Annotated in this window: 23 protein-coding genes; 3 read left to right on the top strand and 20 right to left on the bottom strand. The window is 66.5% G+C overall.

Going from position 1 to position 23,051, the window contains the following annotated elements; all coding sequences use genetic code 11:
* Position 1: 1 nt before the first annotated feature.
* The 8 genes from pheT to infC form a co-directional block, all read right to left on the bottom strand.
* Positions 2 to 2,557, bottom strand: a complete 2,556-nt coding sequence (gene pheT, locus AC3ENJ_RS03940) for a phenylalanine--tRNA ligase subunit beta (RefSeq protein ID WP_431813154.1) — start codon at positions 2,555 to 2,557, stop codon at positions 2 to 4.
* Positions 2,558 to 2,559: 2 nt separating this feature from the next.
* Positions 2,560 to 3,618 carry a phenylalanine--tRNA ligase subunit alpha gene (gene pheS, locus AC3ENJ_RS03945; RefSeq protein ID WP_190781586.1) on the bottom strand — a complete coding sequence of 353 codons (1,059 nt, stop codon included), beginning with the start codon at positions 3,616 to 3,618 and terminating at the stop codon, positions 2,560 to 2,562.
* Positions 3,619 to 3,742: 124 nt separating this feature from the next.
* Entirely contained in the window at positions 3,743 to 5,236 is a 1,494-nt protein-coding gene (locus AC3ENJ_RS03950) for a DHA2 family efflux MFS transporter permease subunit (protein WP_431813155.1), read from the bottom strand.
* A gap of 2 nt (positions 5,237 to 5,238) precedes the next feature.
* Positions 5,239 to 5,718 (bottom strand): (deoxy)nucleoside triphosphate pyrophosphohydrolase, encoded by a 480-nt coding sequence (locus AC3ENJ_RS03955; protein ID WP_190781588.1) that lies wholly within the window; start codon positions 5,716 to 5,718, stop codon positions 5,239 to 5,241.
* Complete coding sequence (locus tag AC3ENJ_RS03960; RefSeq protein WP_431813156.1) at positions 5,715 to 6,635, bottom strand: TrmH family RNA methyltransferase; 921 nt, start codon at positions 6,633 to 6,635, stop codon at positions 5,715 to 5,717. The genes AC3ENJ_RS03955 and AC3ENJ_RS03960 overlap by 4 nt, the downstream gene beginning before the upstream one ends.
* A gap of 8 nt (positions 6,636 to 6,643) precedes the next feature.
* On the bottom strand, positions 6,644 to 7,030 hold the full coding sequence (gene rplT / locus AC3ENJ_RS03965; RefSeq protein WP_190807526.1) for a 50S ribosomal protein L20: 387 nt from the start codon (positions 7,028 to 7,030) through the stop codon (positions 6,644 to 6,646).
* 98 nt (positions 7,031 to 7,128) lie between these two features.
* The gene (rpmI, locus tag AC3ENJ_RS03970) at positions 7,129 to 7,326 is read right to left on the bottom strand and encodes a 50S ribosomal protein L35 (RefSeq protein ID WP_016998296.1); all 198 of its coding nucleotides are present in this window, start codon (positions 7,324 to 7,326) and stop codon (positions 7,129 to 7,131) included.
* A 125-nt stretch (positions 7,327 to 7,451) separates the two neighbouring features.
* Positions 7,452 to 8,432 carry a translation initiation factor IF-3 gene (gene infC / locus AC3ENJ_RS03975; protein ID WP_431813350.1) on the bottom strand — a complete coding sequence of 327 codons (981 nt, stop codon included), beginning with the start codon at positions 8,430 to 8,432 and terminating at the stop codon, positions 7,452 to 7,454.
* 338 nt (positions 8,433 to 8,770) lie between these two features.
* Between infC and AC3ENJ_RS03980 the strand changes: the two genes are divergently transcribed.
* Positions 8,771 to 9,196, top strand: coding sequence for a DUF1844 domain-containing protein (locus tag AC3ENJ_RS03980; RefSeq protein ID WP_190781591.1), 426 nt, complete (start codon positions 8,771 to 8,773; stop codon positions 9,194 to 9,196).
* On the opposite strand, the gene AC3ENJ_RS03985 is transcribed toward AC3ENJ_RS03980, so the two are convergent.
* The 7 genes from AC3ENJ_RS03985 to AC3ENJ_RS04015 form a co-directional block, all read right to left on the bottom strand.
* Positions 9,193 to 10,053, bottom strand: a complete 861-nt coding sequence (locus tag AC3ENJ_RS03985) for an SseB family protein (RefSeq protein ID WP_431813157.1) — start codon at positions 10,051 to 10,053, stop codon at positions 9,193 to 9,195. The genes AC3ENJ_RS03980 and AC3ENJ_RS03985 overlap by 4 nt on opposite strands.
* Positions 10,046 to 10,795 (bottom strand): bifunctional 1-(5-phosphoribosyl)-5-((5-phosphoribosylamino)methylideneamino)imidazole-4-carboxamide isomerase/phosphoribosylanthranilate isomerase PriA, encoded by a 750-nt coding sequence (priA, locus tag AC3ENJ_RS03990; protein ID WP_431813158.1) that lies wholly within the window; start codon positions 10,793 to 10,795, stop codon positions 10,046 to 10,048. Before priA ends, AC3ENJ_RS03985 begins: the two co-directional genes overlap by 8 nt.
* 87 nt (positions 10,796 to 10,882) lie before the next feature.
* Positions 10,883 to 11,044 (bottom strand): CG2302 family histidine operon protein, encoded by a 162-nt coding sequence (locus AC3ENJ_RS03995; RefSeq protein ID WP_190807523.1) that lies wholly within the window; start codon positions 11,042 to 11,044, stop codon positions 10,883 to 10,885.
* Entirely contained in the window at positions 11,041 to 11,766 is a 726-nt protein-coding gene (gene hisH / locus AC3ENJ_RS04000; RefSeq protein WP_431813159.1) for an imidazole glycerol phosphate synthase subunit HisH, read from the bottom strand. The genes AC3ENJ_RS03995 and hisH overlap by 4 nt, the downstream gene beginning before the upstream one ends.
* Positions 11,763 to 12,380: an imidazoleglycerol-phosphate dehydratase HisB gene (hisB, locus tag AC3ENJ_RS04005; protein WP_190781595.1), complete on the bottom strand. Its 618-nt coding sequence runs from the start codon at positions 12,378 to 12,380 to the stop codon at positions 11,763 to 11,765. The genes hisH and hisB overlap by 4 nt, the downstream gene beginning before the upstream one ends.
* Before the next feature lie 115 nt (positions 12,381 to 12,495).
* Entirely contained in the window at positions 12,496 to 13,599 is a 1,104-nt protein-coding gene (locus tag AC3ENJ_RS04010) for a histidinol-phosphate transaminase (protein WP_431813160.1), read from the bottom strand.
* A 37-nt stretch (positions 13,600 to 13,636) separates the two neighbouring features.
* The gene (locus AC3ENJ_RS04015) at positions 13,637 to 13,996 is read right to left on the bottom strand and encodes a LysM peptidoglycan-binding domain-containing protein (RefSeq protein ID WP_431813161.1); all 360 of its coding nucleotides are present in this window, start codon (positions 13,994 to 13,996) and stop codon (positions 13,637 to 13,639) included.
* A 306-nt stretch (positions 13,997 to 14,302) separates the two neighbouring features.
* Between AC3ENJ_RS04015 and lexA the strand changes: the two genes are divergently transcribed.
* The gene (gene lexA, locus AC3ENJ_RS04020; protein ID WP_431813162.1) at positions 14,303 to 15,052 is read left to right on the top strand and encodes a transcriptional repressor LexA; all 750 of its coding nucleotides are present in this window, start codon (positions 14,303 to 14,305) and stop codon (positions 15,050 to 15,052) included.
* Positions 15,053 to 15,117: 65 nt separating this feature from the next.
* On the opposite strand, the gene AC3ENJ_RS04025 is transcribed toward lexA, so the two are convergent.
* Both AC3ENJ_RS04025 and hflX read right to left on the bottom strand, forming a co-directional pair.
* Complete coding sequence (locus AC3ENJ_RS04025; protein WP_431813163.1) at positions 15,118 to 17,178, bottom strand: ATP-dependent DNA helicase; 2,061 nt, start codon at positions 17,176 to 17,178, stop codon at positions 15,118 to 15,120.
* A 2-nt stretch (positions 17,179 to 17,180) separates the two neighbouring features.
* Complete coding sequence (gene hflX, locus AC3ENJ_RS04030; RefSeq protein ID WP_431813164.1) at positions 17,181 to 18,830, bottom strand: GTPase HflX; 1,650 nt, start codon at positions 18,828 to 18,830, stop codon at positions 17,181 to 17,183.
* A gap of 86 nt (positions 18,831 to 18,916) precedes the next feature.
* On the opposite strand from hflX, the gene AC3ENJ_RS04035 reads away from it, so the two are divergent.
* Positions 18,917 to 19,540 (top strand): class I SAM-dependent methyltransferase, encoded by a 624-nt coding sequence (locus tag AC3ENJ_RS04035; protein ID WP_431813165.1) that lies wholly within the window; start codon positions 18,917 to 18,919, stop codon positions 19,538 to 19,540.
* A gap of 38 nt (positions 19,541 to 19,578) precedes the next feature.
* Here the strand turns inward: AC3ENJ_RS04035 and dapF are convergent, their stop codons facing one another.
* From dapF to miaB, 3 genes are read right to left on the bottom strand one after another with little or no spacing between them, the layout of a single operon-like run.
* Positions 19,579 to 20,523, bottom strand: a complete 945-nt coding sequence (dapF, locus tag AC3ENJ_RS04040) for a diaminopimelate epimerase (RefSeq protein WP_431813166.1) — start codon at positions 20,521 to 20,523, stop codon at positions 19,579 to 19,581.
* Between the two features lie 10 nt (positions 20,524 to 20,533).
* Positions 20,534 to 21,469: a tRNA (adenosine(37)-N6)-dimethylallyltransferase MiaA gene (gene miaA / locus AC3ENJ_RS04045; protein WP_431813167.1), complete on the bottom strand. Its 936-nt coding sequence runs from the start codon at positions 21,467 to 21,469 to the stop codon at positions 20,534 to 20,536.
* Position 21,470: 1 nt separating this feature from the next.
* Positions 21,471 to 22,991, bottom strand: coding sequence for a tRNA (N6-isopentenyl adenosine(37)-C2)-methylthiotransferase MiaB (miaB, locus tag AC3ENJ_RS04050; protein ID WP_431813168.1), 1,521 nt, complete (start codon positions 22,989 to 22,991; stop codon positions 21,471 to 21,473).
* Positions 22,992 to 23,051: the final 60 nt, after the last annotated feature.

Below are 23,051 nucleotides of genomic sequence, written 5' to 3' on the forward strand. Positions count from 1 at the left end.
GTCAGCTGCGCAGTTGCGCACCGTGGGCGGATTCGGCCGCGGCCACGGCCGCGTTGCGCGCCTCCGATGCTTCATCGGCGGTCAGGGTACGGTCCGAAGCTCGGAATCGCATGGCAATCGCCACGGATTTCTTGCCGTCCGCCACACCGGTACCCGAGTACACGTCGAACACGTTGGCCGATTCCAGCAGGTCTCCGGCGCCGCCCTCCACGGTGGCCAGCAGGTCCGCCGCCGGAAGATCGGCGTCCACCACGAGTGCCACGTCCTGCGTTGCCGCCGGGTAACCCGAGATCGCCTCGGCCACCACGGACGGGATCTCCCGTTCGATCAATGCCGAGAGGTCCAGTTCCATGACGCACGTGCGCTCCGGCAGATTGTGCGCCGCCACGAGCTTCGGGTGCAGTTCACCGGCCACACCGATCACCGCGCCGTCGGCTGTGCTCAGCACCGCCGTGCGGCCCGGGTGGAATGCCTGATGCTGACCCTGCTCGACCGTCAGTTCCACACCGAGTACGGCGGCGGCGAGCATCGCGGAATCCAGGGCGTCCTGCCAATCCAGGCGCCGCGGCGCGACCCAGGGCCCCGCAGCGACGTCGTGGCCCGTGAAGACCGCGGCGAGCTTGCGCGGCTGATCCGGAATGGCCGCATTCAGGCGCGCCAGCTCCTCTTCGGAGGGTCGCTGTCCCAGCGGCGGGATCGGTTGGGTGTCCGGGGTGTACCCCTCGGCCAGGAAGACGTGACCCGATTCGAACAGCGCAAGATCACGGAAACCACGCGCGTGATTGCGCTTCAGCACCTCGAGCAGGCCCGGCAGGATGCTCACGCGCAGCAGCGGCTTGGCCTCACTGATCGGGTTGGCCAGCTTGACCGACGTCACGGTGGCGCTCGCCTCGGCGGCACCCCACAGGTCGTTCTCGTCCTGGGAGACGAAGGGGTAGCTGAGCACCTCCGTGAGGCCCGCCGCGGCCAGTGAGTTGGCGACGCGGCGTCGTGCGGCCTGCCAGCGGGTGAAGCCGCGGCCGGGAGGGGCCACCGGGAGGCGATCGGGGATCTTGTCGTACCCGTCAAGGCGGGCGATTTCCTCCACCAGGTCTTCCTTGTCGCTCAGATCCGGGCGCCACGTGGGCGGGGTGACCGTCCAGCCGTCCGCGGTCTCGACGACCTCGGCGCCGATTTCGCGCAGCGAATGCTCAATGGTCTCGGGCGAGTAGTCCACGCCGACACGCGCCTCGGCGTAGCCGGCGGGCAGCTCAATGTTCTCGGGAGCCACCGTCCGGTCGACGTCGGTCACGGCACCCGAATCGGTGCCCCCGGCGAGCTCGACCAGCAGATCGACCACGCGCTGAGCGGCCACCGGGGCGACCTGCGGGTCCACGCCCCGTTCGAAGCGCTTGGACGCCTCCGACGGCAACTTGTGGCGGCGCGCGGTGCGGGCGATCGAGATCTCGTCGAACCGTGCGGCTTCTACGAGAATGCGCGTGGTGGAGTCAGACACCTCGGTCGTGGCGCCACCCATGACACCGGCCAGGCCAATGGGACCCGACTCGTCCGTAATGAGCAGATCCTCCGGGTCCAGCTCACGGGTCTTGTCGTCCAGCGTGGTGAGCTTCTCCCCCTGCTGCGCGCGCCGCACGGTGATGCCGCCCTGGAGGGTGTCCAGGTCGTAGTTGTGGATCGGGTTGCCGTACTCGAGCATCACGTAGTTGGAGATGTCCACGGGCAGGCTCAGGGAACGGATCCCGGCCAACCGCAAACGCGACGCCAGCCACGGCGGGGTGGGTGCGGACGGATCCACGCCCTCGACCACGCGGGTCACAAACCGAGTGCAGCCGTCGCGGCCGTGAATCGGGGCATCGTCGGCGAGCGTGACCGGGAAGCCCGCGTCGTTGGCGACCGGCACCGTGGGTGCCAGCTCGACCACTGGATCGGTGAACGGGGAACGCGTGGCGTGGCAGTACTCGCGAGCCACACCGCGCACCGAGAAACCGTACCCGCGGTCCGGCGTCACGTTGATCTCGGCGGCGGAATCGTAGAGGCCCAGCAGTTCCATGGCATCCGAACCCAGTTCCGGGTCCAGGCCCACGGTGGAGAGCACCAGGATGCCGTCGTGATCGTCACCGATGCCCAGTTCACGCACCGAAGCAATCATGCCGGCGGAAGTGTGGCCATACGTCTTACGAGCGGAGATCTTGAAGTCACCGGGCAGCACGGCACCGGGCAAGGTCACCACGACCTTGTCGCCCACGGTGAAGTTGTGGGCACCGCAAATGATGCCCTGCACACCGGAGGGGTCGATGCCCTTGCCGGTCAGGGTCTGCTCCTGGCCCTCCGGGACCACGCGCACGGTGCACCAGTTGACGGTCTTACCGTTGGAGTGGGTTTCCGGTTCCATGGTGAGCACCTGGCCCACCACGATGGGCCCGGACAGCTCGTCCGTGGGGCGGTGAATGTCTTCTTCCTCCAGGCCCACCTTGACCAGGGTGGCCAGGACGTCCTCGGCGGTCGCGTTCTCGGGTACTGGCGCGTATTCGCGCAGCCATGACAAAGGAACTCGCATGATTAGATCTCCATCCCGAAGTGCTCGCTGAACCGAACGTCGCCCTCGACCATGTCATGCATGTCCGGGACGTTGTTGCGGAACATCAGGGTCCGCTCGATGCCCATGCCGAACGCGAAGCCCGAGTACCGCTCGGGGTCGATACCGGCCGCGCGCAGCACGTTGGGGTGCACCATGCCGCAGCCGCCCCACTCGATCCAGCGGGGCCCACCCTTGGCGGCGGGGTGCCACACGTCCAGCTCGGCGGAGGGTTCGGTGAACGGGAAGTAATTGGGGCGCAGCCGGATCTGGGCTTCCTCGCCGAACATCACGCGCGCGAAGTGCGTGAGCGTGCCCTTCAGATCGGCCATGGACAGGCCCTCATCCACGGCGAGGCCCTCCACCTGGTGGAACACCGGGGTGTGGGTCGCATCCAGCTCGTCCGTGCGGTAGGTCTTGCCCGGGCACACCACGTACACCGGCAGCTCACGCTCGAGCAGAGAGCGCATCTGGACCGGTGAGGTGTGGGTGCGCAGGACCAGGTGCGAGGACGGCGGGTCCACAAAGAACGTGTCCTGCAGCTGGCGGGCGGGGTGGTCCGGCTTGAAGTTCAGGGAGTCGAAGTTGAACCATTCGTGTTCGAGCTCGGGACCGTCCGCGATCTCCCAGCCCATACCCACGAACACGTCGCCAATGCGGTCCATCAGGTTGGTGAGCGGGTGGCGCCCGCCCAGCCGGGTGCGCCGCGTGGCCGCGGTGACGTCCACCGCCTCCTCCACGAGGATGCGGGCGTCACGCTCTTCCTCGAGCACGGTGGTGCGTGCGGCGATCGCCTTGTTCACGCGGCCGCGGGCCTGGCCGACGAGCTTGCCGGCCACGGCCTTCTGCGCCTTGTCCAGCCCACCGATCGTGCGGTTGGCCAACGCGAGGGGTGATTTCTCACCGGTGTGCGCCAGTCGCACGGCCTTGAGTTCGTCGAGATCGGCGGCCGCCTCGATCTCGGCGAGCGCGCGCTCTACGGCTGAGGTGACCCCGGCCTCGTCGGTGGGGTCCACCTCGATGGACGGTGTGGGTTCGGACATGGTTTCTCGCGTTCCTGCTCGCGGACGGGTTCAGCGTGAGACCTGGCAGCTACCGCTGCGCCACGGTCCCCGCGTAAATGCCCGCAACGATCACGGTGCGGGCATGGTCAGTCTAGTGGATCGGTCAGGAGCTCTCGGTCTGGTGCTCTCCCCACCAGCGCGGCGGGGCGAAGAACGCGGCGGCAAGTGCGCCGAGCAGCAGCACGGCGGCCGGGAGCAGCAGGGTCTGGGTCACGGCGGCGGCAAAGCCTTCCCGTGCCGCCTCGGGTAGACCACCGGCATTCGACGACGCCGCGAGTGACGCGGTCCCCGCAGCCTCCGGCAGGTTCGCGGCCAGTCGCGCCTGCAACAGCACTGCGACCATGGCCGCGCCGAGAACGGCGGCGACCTGGCGGGTGGCGTTGAATACCCCGGAGCCGGCGCCCACGCGGTCCGGGCGAAGATTGGAGGTGGCCGTGATCGAGACCGGGGACCAGACCAGGGCGCTGCCCAGGCCCATGCCCAGGGTCATGACGGCCAGCAACCACACGGGGGTGTCCACGCGCAGGGCAAAGGCATAGGCGGCCAACGACAGCGACATGATGATCATCCCGGGAAGGGCGAGGGACCGCGGAGTCCGCCGGGCCAGTGCGCGGCCGACGAGCGGAGCCAGGATCGCGGACAACAAGGACATGGGCGCGTAGCTCAGTGCCGCCAGCGTGGGATCGAGATCGCGGACCAGCTGAAGGTAGAGCATCGCGGGGATGATCATGGAGTTCACGGTGAAGCTGACCGCCCCGATCCCCACGTTGGCCAGCGAGTAATTGCGGTCGCGGAACAATTCGAGCGGCACCAGCGGCTCCGCGCGGTTCTTGGCCTGCCAGACGACGAACCCAATCATCACGACCACACCGGTTCCGATGACCATGGGGATGGTGATGGGGCCGACCACGGTGGACCAGCCGAACGTCTGTCCTTCCTGCACGCCGAACACGATCAGGAAAAGACCCACACCGGAGAGCAGTACACCGAGGATGTCCAGGCGATGGCTGCGACGTTCGAAGCGCGGCAGGTACTTGGCCGCGCGCCACAGGGCAAAGATCCCGACCGGAACGTTGACCCAGAAGATCCACTGCCAACCGGCCAGGTCCACCAGCACACCGCCCAACAGCGGCCCGACCAACGTGGCGATACCGGCCGTGGCGCCCCAAATGCCCAGGGCGGTGCCGCGAGTCTCGCTCGGGAACATCCGGGTGATCACAGACATGGTTTGCGGCGTGAGAATAGCCGCGCCCAGCCCTTGGACGACACGGGCGGCAACCAGACTCTCGATGCTCCCGGCGAATCCGCACCACAGTGACGCCACGGTGAAGATCGACAAGCCCAACAAGTACATGGTGCGCGGACCAAAGCGGTCACCCAGCCGCCCGGTGATCAACAGCGGCACGGCGTAGGCCAGGAGGTAGGCGCTGGTCACCCACAGGACTGCCCCGATGGGCGCGTCGAGGCCCGCTATGAGTGCGGGAATGGCGGTGGAAACAATGGTGGCGTCCACCAGGATCATGAAAAACCCCAGGACCATGGCCCACAGGGCCCTCCACGCTGCCGGATCGTGCCGAGTCTCGGTGTGCTGCGCCATGGTCAGTGTCCGTGCCTCACAGTTTTGGGGTTGCTGACGTCAAGCTGCTCGAGCAGTGCCCCCACGATGGGCAGATCAGCTGGGATCCAGTCCAGGTCGAGGATCGGATCGGGATCGGCCAGCGCCACCCAGCGCAGTTGCAGGTGGTCCTCCCCTGCGGCGGGTTCACGGTCATCGGTGACCACCGCCGTGAAGACACGCATCACCGCGGTCCCCTTCAGGGGCCAGCCCTCCGGGTCCGGAGCGGAGACTTCCTCGAGCAGTCGGACAGTGACGCCGAGCTCCTCGCGGCATTCCCGCACGAGCGCTTCCTGAGCGCCCTCGCCGGGATCCTGCTTCCCGCCCGGGAACTCCCACAGCCCCCGGAGCTTCTCGGGATAGGCGCGCTGGGCCACTAACAATCTGGTGGGTGATTGAACATTGTCAATTATCGCCGCACCCGTGACCCTGGTGAGGCGATCACGGGACGCGGAAGCGCTCATGAGCGCGCGCGGCGCTGGGCGCGCGCCGAGGAATACAAACACACGGTTGCGGCGGTACCCACGTTGAGGGATTCCGCGGCGCCGTAGAGCGGCACGGCCACGGCAACATCGGCGTGCGCCTTGTCCTCGTCGGTCAGGCCCTGGGCCTCGTTACCGAACAGCCACACGGTGGGGCGGGACAAGTCATAGGGAGCGTCCGCGGGCGGAGCCGAGCCCGCGAATCGCAGCAGAGCGACGTCGGCGAGTTCGTCGACCAGGACGTCCGCGTACCCGTCGGCGGCGAGAATTCCGAGGCCGTGATGGCGGGCGGCCGCGGCGATCTCGGCCAGCTCCGCGCCCGTGACCACCGGGACGTGGAACAGCGAGCCCGCCGATGAGCGCACCGCCTTGGGGTTGAACGGGTCCACGCTGCCGGAGGTGAACGCGGCGGCGCGGGCGCCGGCGGCGTCCGCGGCGCGCACGACCGTTCCCGCGTTACCGGGGTCCTGAACGCGTACCAGGACGCAGGCAAGCTCGACCCGCGCGAACGTGAGATCGAGGGTGAGGGAGGGCAGGGAGCACACGGCCAACATTCCCTGGGGTGTCACGGCATCCGTCATGGCCGCGAGCACCTCTGCGGTGACCGCGCGGATGAACACTCCCCCGCGTTCGGAGACGGCTTCCAGATCCGCGGCGATGTCCCGGTGGCGCTCCAGTTCCGCCTCGGTGACGTACACGGCGTCCAACCCAGGAAGCCCCGGCGGGGGCGTGTCAGACAGGGCCAGTCGTAGTGCTTCGCGCACGTTCTGCGGGCCTTCGGCACGGAACATTGCGCGCTTTGAACGAACCGAGCGCCTGGTCAACGCGGCCACGTCACGAACCCGATCGGAACGGGTGTTGGACAGCAGCCGGTCTCCCAGGCGCTCGGTGAAGTTCACGAACCTGATCAGGCAGCGTTGCGCGGTGCGGAGGTGTCCTCCGGCAGTGCGTCCTTGGCGACCGTGACCAGAGCGGCGAAAGCGTTGGCGTCGTTGACGGCCAGCTCTGCCAGCATGCGACGGTCCACCTCAACCTCGGCGGCCTTCAGACCCTGGATGAAGCGGTTGTAGGTCAGGCCGTTGGCGCGGGATGCAGCGTTGATGCGCTGGATCCACAGGCGACGGAAATCGCCCTTCTTCTTGCGACGGTCGTTGTAGGAGTAGGTGTACGAGTGCAGCACCTGCTCCTTGGCCTTGCGGTACAGGCGCGAACGCTGTCCGCGGTAACCGGAGGCCATCTCCAAAATTTCACGACGCTTCTTGTGGGCGTTGACCGCCCGCTTCACACGTGCCACGTGTGTACTCCTTACGGTTCGGTTCCGATCGCGATCGGAACAATCTCAAATGTGCACGGTGCCGCTGTCACGGCACAAAACTTGGTGTAGCGCTTGGCTTACTTGCCCAGCATCCGCTTGATGGCCTTGGCCTCGCCCGGGGTGCTCACGATCTGATCGCTCGCGAGGCGGCGGGTCAGTCGCGAAGACTTGTGCTCCAAGTAGTGGCGGCGGTTGGCCTGCTGGCGCTTGACCTTGCCCGAACCGGTGAGCTTGAAACGCTTCTTAGCTCCACTGTGGGTCTTCATCTTCGGCATAGTGGCCGTCTCCTTTGGTTCAACCGATGACGCGCACCGGTGGGCCGCCGCTTTTCAGCGACGGCCACGCTTGTGTTGAGCGTGTGGCACGCCCAACGTTGTCAATTCACTGTGTGCTGCGCGCCTCAGCGCTTAGCGGGACCCGGCTTAGGAGCGCCGGGCTTGGGTGCACCGGGCTTCGGAGCCGCAGCGGGCTTGGGTGCGGCCTTGGGTTTGGCCGCCGCTGCCGGCTTGGGTGCCGCCTTGGGCTTGGTTGACGACGCCGCGGCCTTGGGCTTCTCGGTGGACGCTGCCTCGGACTCCGCGTTGCGCTGCTGGGCCTGTTCCTCGGTCTCGGTGACTGCCGGAGCAGCCTGACCGATCTCGGGATCGACGGCCGGTGCAGCCACCACCTTGGGCTCGGCCTTGGGGGCCTCATCCTGGGTGGTCTCCGGTGCGCTTGCCGTGTTCCGCAGCTCCTCCGGGAACGCGTCCCCGATGGACTGGGTCACGGGTGCGGCCTGAGAGGTGTCGACCCGCTGCTTACGGTCCTTGTTCGCCTTGGACTCGTCGCGCTGCTTCTGACGACGGGCTTCGGCGCGAGCCTCTGCCTTGTTCTTGAGCGGACCGATCACCATGACCATGTTGCGGCCGTCAACGCGGGGGTTGGTCTCCACCACACCCACCTCGGCGACGTCCTCAGCCAGTCGCTCCAGCAGCCGGACACCCATTTCGGGGCGCTGCTGCTCACGACCGCGGAACTGGATCATGGCCTTGACCTTATCGCCGGCGCCCAAGAAGCGCTTGGCGTGACCGACCTTTGTCTCATAGTCGTGAGTGTCGATCTTGAGGCGGAACCGAACTTCTTTGAGCACGGTGTTCGCCTGGTTCTTGCGAGCCTCACGCGCTTTGACCGCGGCCTCGTACTTGTACTTGCCGAAGTCCATGAGCTTGGCCACGGGAGGCTTGGCGTTCGGTGCGACCTCGACCAGATCGAGATCCGATTCGCGTGCTAGCCGCAGTGCGTCCTGGACGCGTACGATGCCAACCTGCTCGCCGCCGGGTCCGACGAGACGGACCTCCGGGACACGGATTCTGTCATTGATACGTGGATCGCTAATGCCAATCTCCTGATGTTCGTGGGTTTCCCCGTTGCTGTGAACGACCGCAACAAAAAACCTCCGCTGCGGAAGGCGCGAGCGGAGGTTGAAACCACACTGTCATCGGAAACGTCCATGAATCACATGCCGTGCGGCATGGACCTCGGATTTCCGGTCACTGACCCGGTGTCCTACAACCCATGATGAAGCGGGCGGACGCGGGTGGGAGATACCTCCACTTGCACACTGCCCTACAGTCTAGCGCATGGTCGACGGTGTGCGCGAACCGTAATCGTGATCCCTGTCTGTCCGCGGCGGTGGGCGGGCCGTGCGCCGCGGACGTGGGACTGATTTAGAGTAGATCCATGACCGACGCACCGCGCAACGAGCGCTTTGAATTCGACGACCACCTCCCCGGCCATGACGGACACGGCGCAGCGGACGAGACCGTAGCGGCCGTCAACGAGCAAATGCGCGACATCGCGGAGGTTCCCGCGGTGGAGGTCATCACCACGGCCGCCGTGCATCTCATGAGCGCCGCCGCGGTCAAGTGCGGCCTGGCCGCCGGCGACGATGCCGAGGAACTCAAGGACCTGGACGAGGCCCGCAAACTCATCACCGCGCTGGCCGGTTACATCACCGCAGCCGCACCGGAGATCGGCTCCCAGCATGCCGCCCCCCTGCGAGACGGGCTCAAGTCCCTGCAGTTGGCTTTCCGCGAAGCCTCCCCGTTCCCGGATGCCCCCGGCTCCGGTCCCGGTGAGAAGTTCACCGGACCCGTGTTCGGCTAAGCGGTCAGGCGCAGTCCCAAGGAATCCACGTTCTCGGCCATGATCGGCTCGGTAGCCAGCTTCTGCTGGTACCGGTCGATCGTTGCCTGAACTTTTTCCCGGGTCAGTCCGGGTGTCAGCTGCAACACGATCACGAGTTCGGGCCCGGTCGCCCCGCCGTCCAGCATCACCCCGTCGGAGCGGCGTCCGTGGATTCCGGACCCGGGTTCGGTGCGCGCGGACACGATACCGTCCATGCCCAGTGCCGCGCGCAGTACGGCATCGTCCACGGCGAGGTCCGCGTACGACGGCGTCCACGGCGTGTCCTTCGCGATGCACCACATGGCCGGGCGACGCACCACGAAGGCCGGGTCGGAGGCAGGGTTCACCACCAGCAGGTCCGAACCGTCCTGCACCGCGGACAGTGCGGCCCTGCGGATGTCCACCGCGACAGGTCGCGCGTCGGGGTTCCACGCGGACAGTTCGTCCACCGCGGTGAACACCGGGAGGGCCTTGCGCCCGTCCGCGGTCCGCAAACTCACGAGGGCCATGTCCACTTCCTTGTCGGACACGAGTCCGTGGTCCGTGATCTGGGAGTGCGAGACCTCGGCCACGATCGGGACGAACACCCTGCTACCGGGTAGCGCGGCAATGACTGCCGTTTCGGAGGCGTGCCCGCCGCGCCACGCCGTCAAGGCGGAGGCGACCGCGGGTGCCGAGGCGCCGTCGTCGTCCGGGAACAGGTGTGTGTGGCTGGTGCCCTCACCCAGGTTGCGGCCCTCCCATGCCTGGCCGCCCGTGTCCTGGGCGCCGCCGGCCGAGCGCAACTGCGCAGCGATGTGGGCGGGCAGTTGTGGGGAGGAAGAACTGTCAGGCATTCGGGCGACCGGCCACGTCCAGGGCCTCGGGAAGCGTGAACTTGCCGGCGTAGAGGGCCTTGCCCACGATCGCGCCCTCGACACCGACGGGGACGAGCTCGCGCAGCGCGGCAATGTCCGCCAGGGAGGACACACCGCCGGAGGCGACCACGGGCTTGTCGGTACGGCGAGCGACCTCGGCCAGCAGATCCACGTTCGGCCCCTTGAGCGTTCCGTCCTTGGTGACGTCCGTGACCACGTAGCGGGAGCAGCCATCGGCCTCGAGGCGATCCAGGACCTCCCAGAGGTCGCCGCCCTCCTTGGTCCAGCCGCGAGCAGCCAGCGTGGTCCCTCGAACGTCCAGGCCCACGGCAATCACGTCTCCGTGCTCGGCAATCACGCGCCGGGTCCACTCGGGGTTCTCCAATGCGGCCGTACCCAAGTTGATGCGGGCCGGGTCCAAGGACAGGACCCGCTCGAGCGACTCGTCATCGCGAATACCGCCGGACATTTCGATCTTCATCTCGATCCGCTCCGCCACGCGACGCAACACGTCGATGTTGTCACCGCGCCCGAAGGCCGCATCCAGATCAACGAGGTGCAGCCATTCCGCACCGGCGTCCTGCCACTGGAGAGCGGCCTCCACGGGATCTCCGTAACCGGTTTCCGAACCGGCTTCACCCTGCACCAGACGAACGGCCTGGCCGTCCTGCACGTCAACGGCGGGCAGCAATTCCAAACGGGGGGTGGTGTCCTGGGACATGATTCTCCTTACCGGCGGTGAGTACCGCGCGAAAAATTCGACATCGACGTACAAGCTGGGTGCCGCGGCCCGGACCGCGGCGGGACACTACAGGGAGGTGATCCAGGAATACGCGCCGTAACCGACCAGCGCCAGGGCAATGATCGCCAGCAACAGCACGGACCAGAGGGGTTTCTTCTGCTGTTGGAAGGAAATCGCACCGCCCACGAAGAACGCGCCCAGCACCATGGTCAACATGGAGGAGGTCACTTCTCGACCTCCGCGCCACGCACGGGCATGCGCTCGGCCATGCGACCGGTCCGGGGCAGTGTGCCCAGCCAGTTGCGCAGCAGGGCGATCCCCGCGGCCGAGGACTTCTCCGGGTGGAACTGCGTGGCGCTCAACGCACCGTTCTCCACCGCGGCCACGAACGGGCCACCGTGCTCGGACCATGTGACCCCGGGCGCCCTCATGCGGTCGATCGTCTGATCGAAATTCCAATCCTGCACACCGTAGGAGTGCACGAAGTAGAACCGTTCGTCCTCAATGCCCTTGAAGAGCACCGAATCCTCCGGCGGTTCCACGGTGTTCCATCCCATGTGGGGAACCACGGGCGCGTTCAACCGCTCCACGGTTCCCGGCCACTGAGCCAGACCGTCCGAGCGCTCACCGTGTTCGACACCCTCATCGAACATGACCTGCAGCCCAACGCAAATACCCAGAACGGGACGGCCACCGCTCAAGCGGCGATCGATGAGCCGAGGCGCCTGGACCGACCGCAATCCGGCCATCACGGCCGCAAACGCACCCACACCCGGAACCACGAGCCCGTCGGCGTCCATGACGTCCTCCGGGTCCGCGCTGAGCTTGACCCTCGCTCCCGCAGCTTCAAGCGCTCGCACGGCGGAATGCACATTGCCCGCGCCGTAATCGAGAACGACGACGCACGGGGCCAGCTCGGTGTCGGTCACCTGCGGGTTCTCGGGGTTCACAAAGCTCCCTTGGTGGATGGAATGGAGTCAGCCATGCGGGCATCGGGTTCCACGGCCTCGCGCAACGCGCGGGCCAGCGCCTTGAACTGCGCTTCCACGATGTGGTGCGGGTCCCGGCCACGGATGAGGTCGATGTGCAGGCACAGTTGCGCGTGGTGGGCGAAGGACTCGAAGACGTGGCGGGTCATGGAACCGGTGAAGTGCCCACCGATCAAGTGGTACTGCTGACCCTCCGGCTCACCGGTGTGCACCACGTAGGGGCGGCCCGAGACGTCCACGACCGCGGAAGCCAGTGCCTCGTCCAAGGGGATGGTGGCCTGTCCGAAACGACGGATGCCCCTCTTGTCACCGAGTGCCCGCAGAAAGGCGTCGCCGAGCACAATGGCGGTGTCCTCGACCGTGTGATGCACGTCGATGTCGGTGTCCCCGTGGGCCTGCACGGTGAGGTCGATCAGGGAGTGCTTGGACAACGCCGTCAGCATGTGGTTGTAGAAGGGCACCGTGGTCTCGATGGTGGACTGGCCGGTACCGTCCAGGTTCAGCTCTACGCGCACCGTGGATTCGCTGGTCACGCGTTCCACCACGGCGGTACGAGGTGAGTTGGTTGGGGACATAACGGGGTGTGACTCCTCGATTTCTACAAGTGCCCGCCGGAAACAGCGGCGATGTCCAGTCTAGTGGGCGGTCCGGCGCGCCTGCCCGGTGACCGTCGGATGACTCCCCCGCCGCTCACTCGTGGTGCAGGTAGTTCTCCACCGCGGTCAGGAAGGCGGTGGTCTCATCATCGGTGCCCGCGGTGACCCGCAGGTGGCCGGGGATCCCCACGTCGCGCACTAGAACCCCTTGGTCCAGGAGGTTCTGCCACATCCGGTGGGCGTCCTCCATACCGCCGAAGAACACGAAGTTGGAATCGGATTCCGCGGGTTCGAAACCCAGGCGTTTGAGGTCATCCACAATGCGGTCCCGCTGCATCTTGATGTCTTCCACCGTAGCGAGCAGGACATCATGGTGCTCGAGGGCCGCCAGCGCTGTGGCCTGGCTGACGGCGGAAAGGTGATAGGGCAATCGCACCAAACGAATGGCGTCCGTGACCTCGGGGGCCGCGGCGAAATAGCCCAGCCGGGCGCCGGCTAGGGCAAACGCCTTGCTCATGGTGCGGGTGACGACCAGCCGAGGGCGACCTTCGAGCAGGGTCAAGGCTGACGGCGTGCCGAATCGTGCGAATTCCGCATAGGCCTCGTCCACAATGACCATGGAATTGGTCTCGGCGGCGGCCTCGTACACGGCGTGAACCACGTCCAGGCCCAGCGCGGTACCGGTGGGGTTATTGGGTGAGCACAGGAACACGATGTTCGGGGCGTGCTCACGAACCTGCTGCGCCGCGGACTCGGCCGACAACGTGAAGTCCTTTGCACGCCGGCCCGCTATGAACTCGGTGCCGGTGCCGGAGGCGAGCAGCGGGTACATGGAGTAGGTCGGGACGAACGTGAGAACCGAGCGGCCGGGGCCCCCGAAGGCCTGCAGGATTTGTTGCAAGATCTCGTTGGACCCGTTGGCGGCCCAGAGGTTTTCCGCCCTCAGTCCGTGTCCCAGATAGCCGGCGAGGGCGGTGCGAAGTTCCGTGAACTCCCGATCGGGGTAGCGATTGAGCTGCCCGGCGGCCTGCGAAACGCGCTTCGAAATGGCGTCCACCACCGGCTGTGGAACGGGATGGGTGTTCTCGTTCGTGTTGAGTGCCACCGCAACATCGAGTTGGGGGGCACCGTACGGGGACATGCCCCGGAGGTTCTCACGCACGGGCAGGGCTTCTAAACGATCGAGATTTTGGCTCACTCCCCTAGCTTAAGCGCCGGGGAGGCCTGCGCACGATTCAGCGTGCGGGGACCTCCAGCAGTTGACCGGCGGAGATCTCCGAGGAAGCCAACCCGTTGAGCTCCACGATGTCGTCCATGACCTCGCGGGTGTCGCGCGCCGGGTCGGCGGCGTACGCGATCTCCCACAGCGATTGGTCGGGTTGAACGCTCACGGTATGGGTCACCGGTTCACCCACCGGGTCGCTGGTGGCCTGAACCGTGGTGGGCAGCAAAAAGATGACGGCGACCACCAATAGTGCCGCGGCACCCGTCATGAGGGGCAACCCAATGAGGACGAGCCGCCCGCGGCGGGTGAGATTGAGCTTGGGGGCTCGGGCAATGCTGCGAGCACTGGTGGGCAAGATGCGTGTGGTCATGGCAACCTCCTGGTGATCTCTCCGGTGACCGCGGGATACAGCGGCGGGGTGTTCGAACCCTCTTCCCGGTGTTAGAACACGTTTTCGAATACCGGAGTTAAGTTCTAGCACGGGTGTACGAACCTTGTCGAGAGAAAAATCGAACATGTGTTTGAGTCCTCACTCCGGGGGCACTAGTCTTTAAGCGACAGCCGTACTAGTTGATCGACCAGCTCCGACACGCATAAGCGGCCGGATCGAACACGGCGGGTACGGCATACCTCGCGGTTGATTCCGCGGTGGAAAACGGTGAAAGGACCCCAACTCGTGAGCACACCTTCCCCCTCCGGTTCGGAGTCCACGCGTTCACAGCGGCCACTGACCGCTCGCCAGCGCACCATTCTGGGCGCGGTGCAACGATCCATCGGTGAGCGCGGCTACCCGCCGTCCATGCGCGAGATTGGCGACGTCGTGGGCCTGGCGTCCCTGTCGAGCGTGACCCATCAGCTGGGTCAGTTGGAAAAGCTGGGGTACATCCGCAGGGACCCGCGGCGCCCCCGCGCCATGGAAGTTCTGCGTCCCCTCTCCGAGGCCGAACTGGCCCGGGAAGTGGGTGAGACCCGCACTGCGGAGCCGGCTGCCACGTCATCCACCGGCTCGGTGCACAACATCAATCAGTTGCCCGCGAGCAGTTCAGACGGCGCCATGGCATCGGTGCCCCTGGTCGGGCGAATCGCCGCCGGTGGTCCCATCACGGCTGAGCAGTCGGTCGAAGACGTGTTCTCCATCCCGCGCGAGTTCGTGGGTCACGGTGACCTGTTCATGCTGAAGGTCTCGGGTGACTCCATGATCGATGCCGCCATTTGCGACGGCGACTGGGTCGTGGTGCGCCAGCAGAACACGGCGGTCAACGGTGAGATCGTGGCGGCTTTACTGGACGACGAGGCCACGGTGAAGACTTTCCGGCAACGCGACGGACACACGTGGTTGTTGCCCCAGAACACGCAGTACGAACCCATCCTGGGCGATCACGCCACCGTGATGGGCAAGGTCGTGTCGGTTTTCCGCTCCCTGTGATCCGCCCCGGTGTTCGCCCACCCTCATCCGTGACGCCAACCTGCCGGCAGGTCATGGCAGGGGGACTACTGCGAGCTGCTCAACCGCTTCAGTGCGCCCAGGACCGTGGCTTTGTCCGCAGTCGGCCACAGCGGCGGCAGGGACTTGGTCAGGAACGTGCCGTAGCGCGCCGTCGCGAGTCGCGAATCCAGAACGGCCACCACGCCGCGGTCGTTACTTGAACGAATGAGGCGTCCCGCGCCCTGCGCAAGTTTCACCGCCGCGTGCGTTGCCGATACGGCCATGAACCCGTTGCCGCCCGCCCGTTCGGTCGCACGGGTGCGGGCGGTTCCCAGCGGGTCGTCCGGCCGTGGGAACGGGATCCGGTCGATCACGACCAAACGACATGAGTTGCCGGGCACGTCCACCCCCTGCCACAGGCTCATGGTCCCGAACAGGCTGGCAGCCGGGTCATCGGTGAACTCCTTCACCAGGGACGGCAAGGACGCCTCACCCTGGCAGAGGATCTCGGTGTCGATCACCTCACGCAACTTCTCGGCGGCCTCTTCGGCGGCGCGGCGGGATGAGAACAGCCCCAGGGCGCCACCGTTGGAGGCCCTGAGCAATTCGGCCAGTTCCGCCAACTGGTCCGAGGACACGCCCCGGCCCGGTTTGGGCAAGTGCCGCGCAACGTACAGGATCCCCTGCTTGGGGTAGTTGAACGGGCTTCCCACGTCCACACCGCGCCACGGTGGGGCCCCCGCGCCCTGCAGGCCGAGCGCACCGGCCACGGATGAGAACGACGAACCCACCGCCAGGGTGGCCGACGTCAGCACCACCGTCCGGCCGTCGAAGAGTCCTTCTCGAAGGGCACCAGCCACACTGAGCGGAGCAATGTTCAGGGTTGCCGGCTCCCCCGCATCCGGGGACATATACCCGGAGGACTGGTCCCAGCGGCCCACCCGGGAGATCCAGAGGACATCGTGATCCGTATTGGCACCGAGCATCCGATCGGCGGTGTCCAGAAGTTCCGACAGCCGGGAACGCGCGGCATGTCGGCCGGCGTCCTCCGCGTTGGAATCACCCTTGGTGGCACTGAGCCCGGCGCGGGCAGCGTCCTGAACGCCGCGCACCGCATAGACCTGCTCCTCGGTAAAGCCTCGCGGTAGCAGCCCGTTCGGATCACCGTTGAACGCGCGGTCGAAGGCGTCCGCGGCCTTGTCCAAGTCTTCGTGCGCAGCGGCGGTGTGCTTGCGCACCCCGCTGGCAGCGGCTCGCACGGCCGCACCGGACAGCGCGCCCGTGACCGCCCCGGTCACTCGGTCCTGCAATTCGTGGGCCTCGTCCACGACCACCACGTCGTGTTCGGGCAACACGGCCAATCCCTCGAAAGCGTTGATGGCCAATAACGCGTGATTGGTGATCACCACATCCGCCTCGCCGGCGGCCAACCGCGCCTTCTCCGCAAAGCATTCCTCGATCAGGGGGCATTTGCGTCCGATGCATTCGCGCGCGGTGACGGACACCTGCCGCCAGGCCGCATCGGAGACACCAGGCTGCACATCGTCACGGTCACCGGTCTCGGTGGACTCGACCCATTCCCGCAGTCGCTTGACCTGCTGGCCCAACTTACCCACCGCGGTGTCACCGGTCCGGGCGGAACCGGCCGGCTCGGCGAGATGGAACAGAGCGGCGTCGTCGTCGGTGGGGTAACCACCGCCTATTTTGTGCAGGCACGCGTAATTCGAGCGACCCTTGAGCAGCGCGACGTTGGGCCGGTGCTCCAGGTGTTCCTCGACGGCGTCGAGCACGCGCGGCACGTCACGGCCGGTGACCTGCGACTGCAGCGCCAAGGTTGCCGTGGAAATGATCACGGGCTTGTCAGCGGTCTGAGCGTGTTCGAACACCGGAACCAGGTAGGCGAGCGATTTGCCCGTGCCCGTGCCCGCTTGGACCAGCAGGTGCTTGCGCGAGTCCAGCGCCTCGGCCACCTTGACGGTCATGAACCGCTGCCCTTCCCTCCGTTGCCCACCCATGGCGGTCACGGCGGCGTCCAGGAGCGCGAGGGAATCCTTGGCTCCGGGCAGGGTCTCGGGTCGGATGCCCGAAATGTCTCGCCCGGTCTCGTCAATGAACGGGTCTGCCATACCTATGCGGTTTCCACGCCGGGTTCGGGCCTGTCGGTGTCCCCCGATGGCGCCGCTCCTAGCCGGTACGGCTCGAGTTCCGCGACAAGGCTCCCCCGCACGCGCACTCGCAGGCGGGTGCCGTCCTCGGTGTGTTCCGTGCGCAGGATCTCCGCGTCCTGGGCGTGCAGCCGCGAGACCACCTCACCGTGAACGTAGGGAATCAGCAGATCCAGTTCGTGATCCGGGCGGGGAATGGCCCGAGAGATCAGCTGTTTGAGATCCTCCATGCCCTCTCCCGTCCGAGCGGAGACGGCCACGGACGGGCTCTCATGGTTGAGGAGTCGACCCAGCACCACGGGATCCGCGACGTCAGCTTTGTTGAGAGCCACGATTTCCGGGATGTCGGTTGCACCCACGTCCGTGAGGACGTCGCGGACTGCTTTGAGCTGACCCTCGGGATTCGGGTGAGAGGCATCCACCACGTGCACGATCACATCCGCGTCGGCGACTTCCTCCAGTGTGGAGCGGAAAGCTTCGACCAATTGAGTGGGCAGCGAGCGCACGAAACCCACGGTGTCCGAGAGCGTGTAGCCGATGCCGTCCGGGGTTTCCGCCTTGCGCACGGTGGGATCCAGCGTGGCGAACAGCGCGTTCTCCACGAGCACACCGGCGTCCGTGAGGCGGTTGAGCAGCGACGACTTCCCGGCGTTGGTGTAGCCGGCAATGGCCACGGACGGCACCGAAAAACGTTTGCGGTTGAGCCGCTTGGTTTCACGGGCCGGTTTCATGGCCTCGATCTCGCGACGGAGTTTGGACATGCGCTGGCGGATCCTGCGTCGGTCGAGCTCGATCTTGGTTTCACCCGGGCCGCGGGAACCGATGCCCTCACCGGCCGCCGCACGACCACCGGCCTGACGGGACAGGGACTCACCCCAGCCGCGCAGGCGGGGAAGCATGTATTCCAGCTGGGCCAATTCGACCTGGGCCTTGCCCTCCTTGGACTTGGCGTGCTGGGCGAAAATGTCCAGGATCAGGCCGGTGCGATCAATGACCTTGACCTTGACGACGTCCTCCAGGGCGCGGCGCTGTGAGGGTGCGAGCTCGGCGTCCACGACCACGGTGTCAGCACCGGTCGCCGCAACGACGTCTCGCAGTTCGATTGCCTTGCCCGACCCCAGGTACGTGCCGGGGTCCGGAGTCACGCGACGCTGGAGCATTCCGTCCATGACCTCCGAACCGGCAGTCTCCGCGAGCGCGGCCAGTTCGCGCAGTGAGTTCTCAGCGTCTCCGAGCGTTCCTGCGGACCACAGCCCCGCCAGTACCACTCGTTCCAGCCGCAGCTGGCGGTATTCGACCTCGGTGACGTCTTCGAGTTCGGTGGACAGCCCGGCAACACGGCGCAGGGCGTGACGTTCGGCGAGGTCTTGCTGCTCGCCGTCGGCGTCGGAGAAGTGCGGATCTTCGTCGTGGAGCTCTCGGGCGCGGCCCAGGGTGTCGCGGCGATGCTCGGACGCGTCCTCTGCGGCGTCTCGGAAGATGGCCGGTTCTTGCTGGGCACGGGCGCGAGCCAGGACCCTGGCGACGACGTCTTCGAGATCGGCACCCGAGGGCTCTCCGGAGTTCACCGGAGCACGGTGTTGGGAGTCTTCGGGGCGGTGAGATTCAGTCATAATTCCTTGATCTGCCAACTGCTGGTAATTCGTTCAGTCTATCGCCGCACCCCGACACGGGGCACTGAGCGATAGCATGTGGAGCCATGGCCACAGAACCGCACCCTCAGCACTACTTCGTGACCGACCCGTCCCTGCCGGAGAAACCCCGGCAGATTTCGGTGGACCTGAGGGGCCGCGAGGTGCGGGTTCGTACCGCCGCCGGGGTGTTCTCCCCCGGCGGCCTGGACAAGGGAACCGCCGCGCTATTACGCAACGTCCCCGATCCGCACGGTCACCACTTCTTGGACATCGGCTGTGGCTGGGGTCCGTTGACCCTGGCCATGGGTTTGGCGGATCCGGAAGCCACCGTGACCGCCGTCGATGTCAACGACCGCAGCCTGGAACTCACACGCCGCAATGCGCAGACCCACGGCCTGACCCGTGTGGAGACCTACCGGCCGGAGGATGTGCCCGAGGGACGTCAGTTCGACACCGTGTGGTCCAACCCGCCCATTCGGGTGGGCAAGGACGCGCTGCACGACATCTTACTGACGTGGCTGCCTCGTCTGGCCCCCGGTGGAACCGCCTGGTTGGTGGTGCAGAAAAACCTGGGGGGCGATTCCCTTCAGCGTTGGCTCGGCACGGTCCTCGATGAAGCAGAGTTCACGATCGAGCGCGCGGCCACGGACAAGGGTTTCCGGATACTGAGGGTGGAACGCGCGCGGTAGCGCCGTCATTCCCGGAACCGCAGTCCGGGCCGGTACGACTACACCAGGACCGCGCGGGCGACCACCCGAGTGGGACCGGCCAGCACAACATGCTCGGTACCGTCCGTGGCCGGGACGAACGTCACGGACACCACGCCTCCGGGCACGTCCACCAACCAGCGGTCCGGGGCCTCGGCGCCGCCCCAGAATCGAGTTGCCGCGGCGGCGGCGCACGCTCCGGTACCGCACGAGTGGGTTTCTCCCACGCCTCGTTCGAACACCCGCATGTGGATCCGACCGACCTCGGTGTCCTCGTGGTCCACCGGCACCACGAATTCGACATTGGTGCCGTCCTCTGGCTCCGGGGAGACCACCGGCGCATGGCGCAGATCCAGCCGGTCCAGCTTGTCGTCCTCGGACAGCGCCACCACGGTGTGGGGATTGCCCATGCTGATGGACAAGCCCGGGCGTGGGACACTCAAACCGTCGGTCGTGACCACGGCGTCCGAGCCCTTGTCCCGTGCGTCCTCGCCGGCCATGAAACTCCACGGACCCATGTCCACGGCATAACCACCGTCAGTGCGGGCCACCGAGCGTATCCCCGCGCGGGTGCCGATCCGCAGCTGCGATCCCTGCGGGAGCTCCACGAGGCCCTCACGGACCAAATGATCCACAAAAACGCGGACCCCGTTGCCGCACATCTGCGCGATGGAGCCGTCCGCGTTGCGGTAGTCCATGAACCACTCGACGGAGGGATCTTGTTCCGCGAGTTTCCGGCCCTCCGGCAGCTCGCTCGCCCGGACCGCGCGAATCACGCCGTCCGCGCCCAGACCCATGTGGCGGTCGCACACGGCGGCCACGGTGTCCGCGCTCAGCGAGATCTCACCGTTCTCGTCCGTGAAGACCACAAAGTCATTTCCGGTTCCGTGGGCCTTGACCACGTCTTGGTTCACCAATTCACGCCAGTCCACGGTGTCCACTCCCCGATCCTCAGTTACAGTCACGGCCGACAGTTTACGCGGATTGCAGCAGCGCCGCGGCTTCCCGCGCGAGTGCGGCCGGGCCTGCGGGGTGAGCGGCGTCGAGCCAGTGCACGCGGGGATCCGCGCGGAACCACGTGCGCTGGCGTTTGGTGAAGCGCCGGGTAGCCACCACGGTGTCCTCACGGGCAGCTTCCAATGTCCGCACCCCGGCAAGTACGTCCAAGAGTTGGGGGTAGCCCAGGGCCTTGCCCGCGGTGGGGCTTTCGCGCAGGCCCTGCCGTTCGAGAGAGCTCACCTCGTCGAGCCAGCCCGCCGCCAACATCGCGTCGATGCGTCGGGCGAGTCGGTCGTTGAGGACCTCGCGTTCCATGTCCAGGCCCAGTTGAACGGTGGGGCGCACGTAGGCGCGCTGGGGCATGAATGAGGTGAATGCCCGCCCGGTGACCTCGTAGACCTCCAGCGCGCGAACCAGGCGACGGTCGTCCTTCACGCGCGCCGCGGATGGGGGGTCGACGTCGCTCAGTCGCGCCATGAGCGCGCCTCGTCCTTGGGTGGCCAGCTCGGTCTCCAGCCGTGTTCGCACCGCCGGATCCGTTCCGGGGAATTCAATGGCGTCCACGGCCGCGCGCACGTACAACCCCGAACCTCCGGCGAGGATCGCCACCTTGCCGCGCGCGGCGACGTCGTCAATGGCGGCACGAGCGTCCGCCTGGAACTTGGCAACCGAGGCTTCCTCCGAGATGTCCATGATGTCCAGGAGGTGGTGCGGGATCCCCCGCCGCTCAGCAATCGAGAGTTTGGCCGTGCCGATATCCATGCCGCGGTAGAACTGGAGGGCGTCCCCGTTGATGATCTCGCCGTCCAGGCTCTCGGCGAGAGCCAGAGCAAGATCGGATTTGCCGGTTCCGGTGGGGCCGACCACGGCCACCAGGGGCGGCCCGTCAGATGGCCGGGAGATGTCGGTCACCCTACGTGGTGCGCAGGGCCGGCATGCCCAAGCCCACGGCGCCTGGCTTCCCGGAACCACCGGTGCCGCACGACTCCGCCTGCGCCGCGTCCCACGCGTCTCCGCCCCGGGACCGGCGCAAGGAGTACTCGGTTGAGTCCTTGGGGTCGGCCAGCAGGTGATAGGCCGCGGCTGCGGTCACGGGAACCGTCACGAAGTCGCCCGGGCGAGGCGCCTCAGCTCCCTGGGGCACCGAGAAATGGACGAGTCGCTGATCCTGGGAGCGGCCGCTCAAGCGATGGGTGCTCTCGGACTTTCGACCCTGGTGGGCACTGACCAGGACCTCCACCGTGGAGCCAACCAGCTGCCGATTCAAACGCGCGCTGATCCCGTCCTGCAGGGCCGTCAGCCGTTCGAATCGTTCCTGAACAACGTGGTGCGGTACTTGATTCGTCATCTCACCGGCGGGGGTCCCCGGGCGGATCGAGTATTGGAACGTGAACGCGGAGGAAAACTGCGACGCCTCGACCACGTCCATGGTGGCCTGGAAATCTTCTTCGGTCTCGCCGGGGAAACCGACAATGATGTCCGTGGTGATTGCCGCGTGGGGGATCTGTTCGCGAACGCGATCCAGAATCCCCAGGAACTTCTTGGAACGGTAGGAGCGGCGCATGTCCTTGAGGATTTGGTCCGAACCCGATTGCAGCGGCATGTGCAGCTGCGGCATGACATTGGGGGTCTCGGCCATCGCGTCGATCACATCATCGGTGAACGCCGCGGGGTGGGGGCTGGTGAAGCGCACCCGTTCGAGACCGTCGATCTCCCCGCAGGCACGGAGGAGCTTGGCGAATGCGCCGCGGTCCCCGAACTCCACACCGTAGGAATTGACGTTCTGACCCAGTAGCGTGACCTCCACCGCGCCGGAATCTACCAGCGCCTGCACCTCGGCCAGGATGTCCCCGGGGCGGCGGTCCTTTTCCTTGCCGCGCAACTGCGGAACGATGCAGAACGTGCACGTGTTGTTGCAACCCACGGAGATGGAGACCCAGCCCGCGTACGCCTGGTCGCGTTTGGTCGGAAGAGTCGAGGGGAACGTCTCGAGGGATTCGAGGATCTCGACCTCGGCCCGGTGGTTATGACGGGCACGCTCCAACAGCACCGGAAGAGAACCGATGTTGTGCGTGCCGAAAACCACATCGACCCACGGGGCCTTCTCCACGATGGTGGAACGGTCCTTCTGGGCGAGGCAGCCACCCACGGCGATCTGCATGCGCTCATTGCGCTTCTTGGCCGGGGCCAGCTGACCCAGCTGGCCGTACAACTTGTTGTCCGCGTTCTCCCGGACAGCGCACGTGTTGAACACCACCAGATCCGGATCCCGGTCCACCGCGGGGACGTACCCGGCCGCTTCGAGCAGACCCGTGATGCGCTCGGAGTCATGAGCGTTCATCTGGCAGCCCAGAGTGCGCACCTCGTATCCGGGCGCGGGCACATCGGAGGCGAGGGGAGCGGCATTCACCGGGGTGTCGATCAGTTGAGTCACCCCACTATGTTAAGGACCAGGTCAAATTAACCCGAACCTTCAGGCGAAAGGGTGGCGACC

The sequence above is a fragment of the Kocuria sp. cx-455 genome (assembly GCF_057707085.1).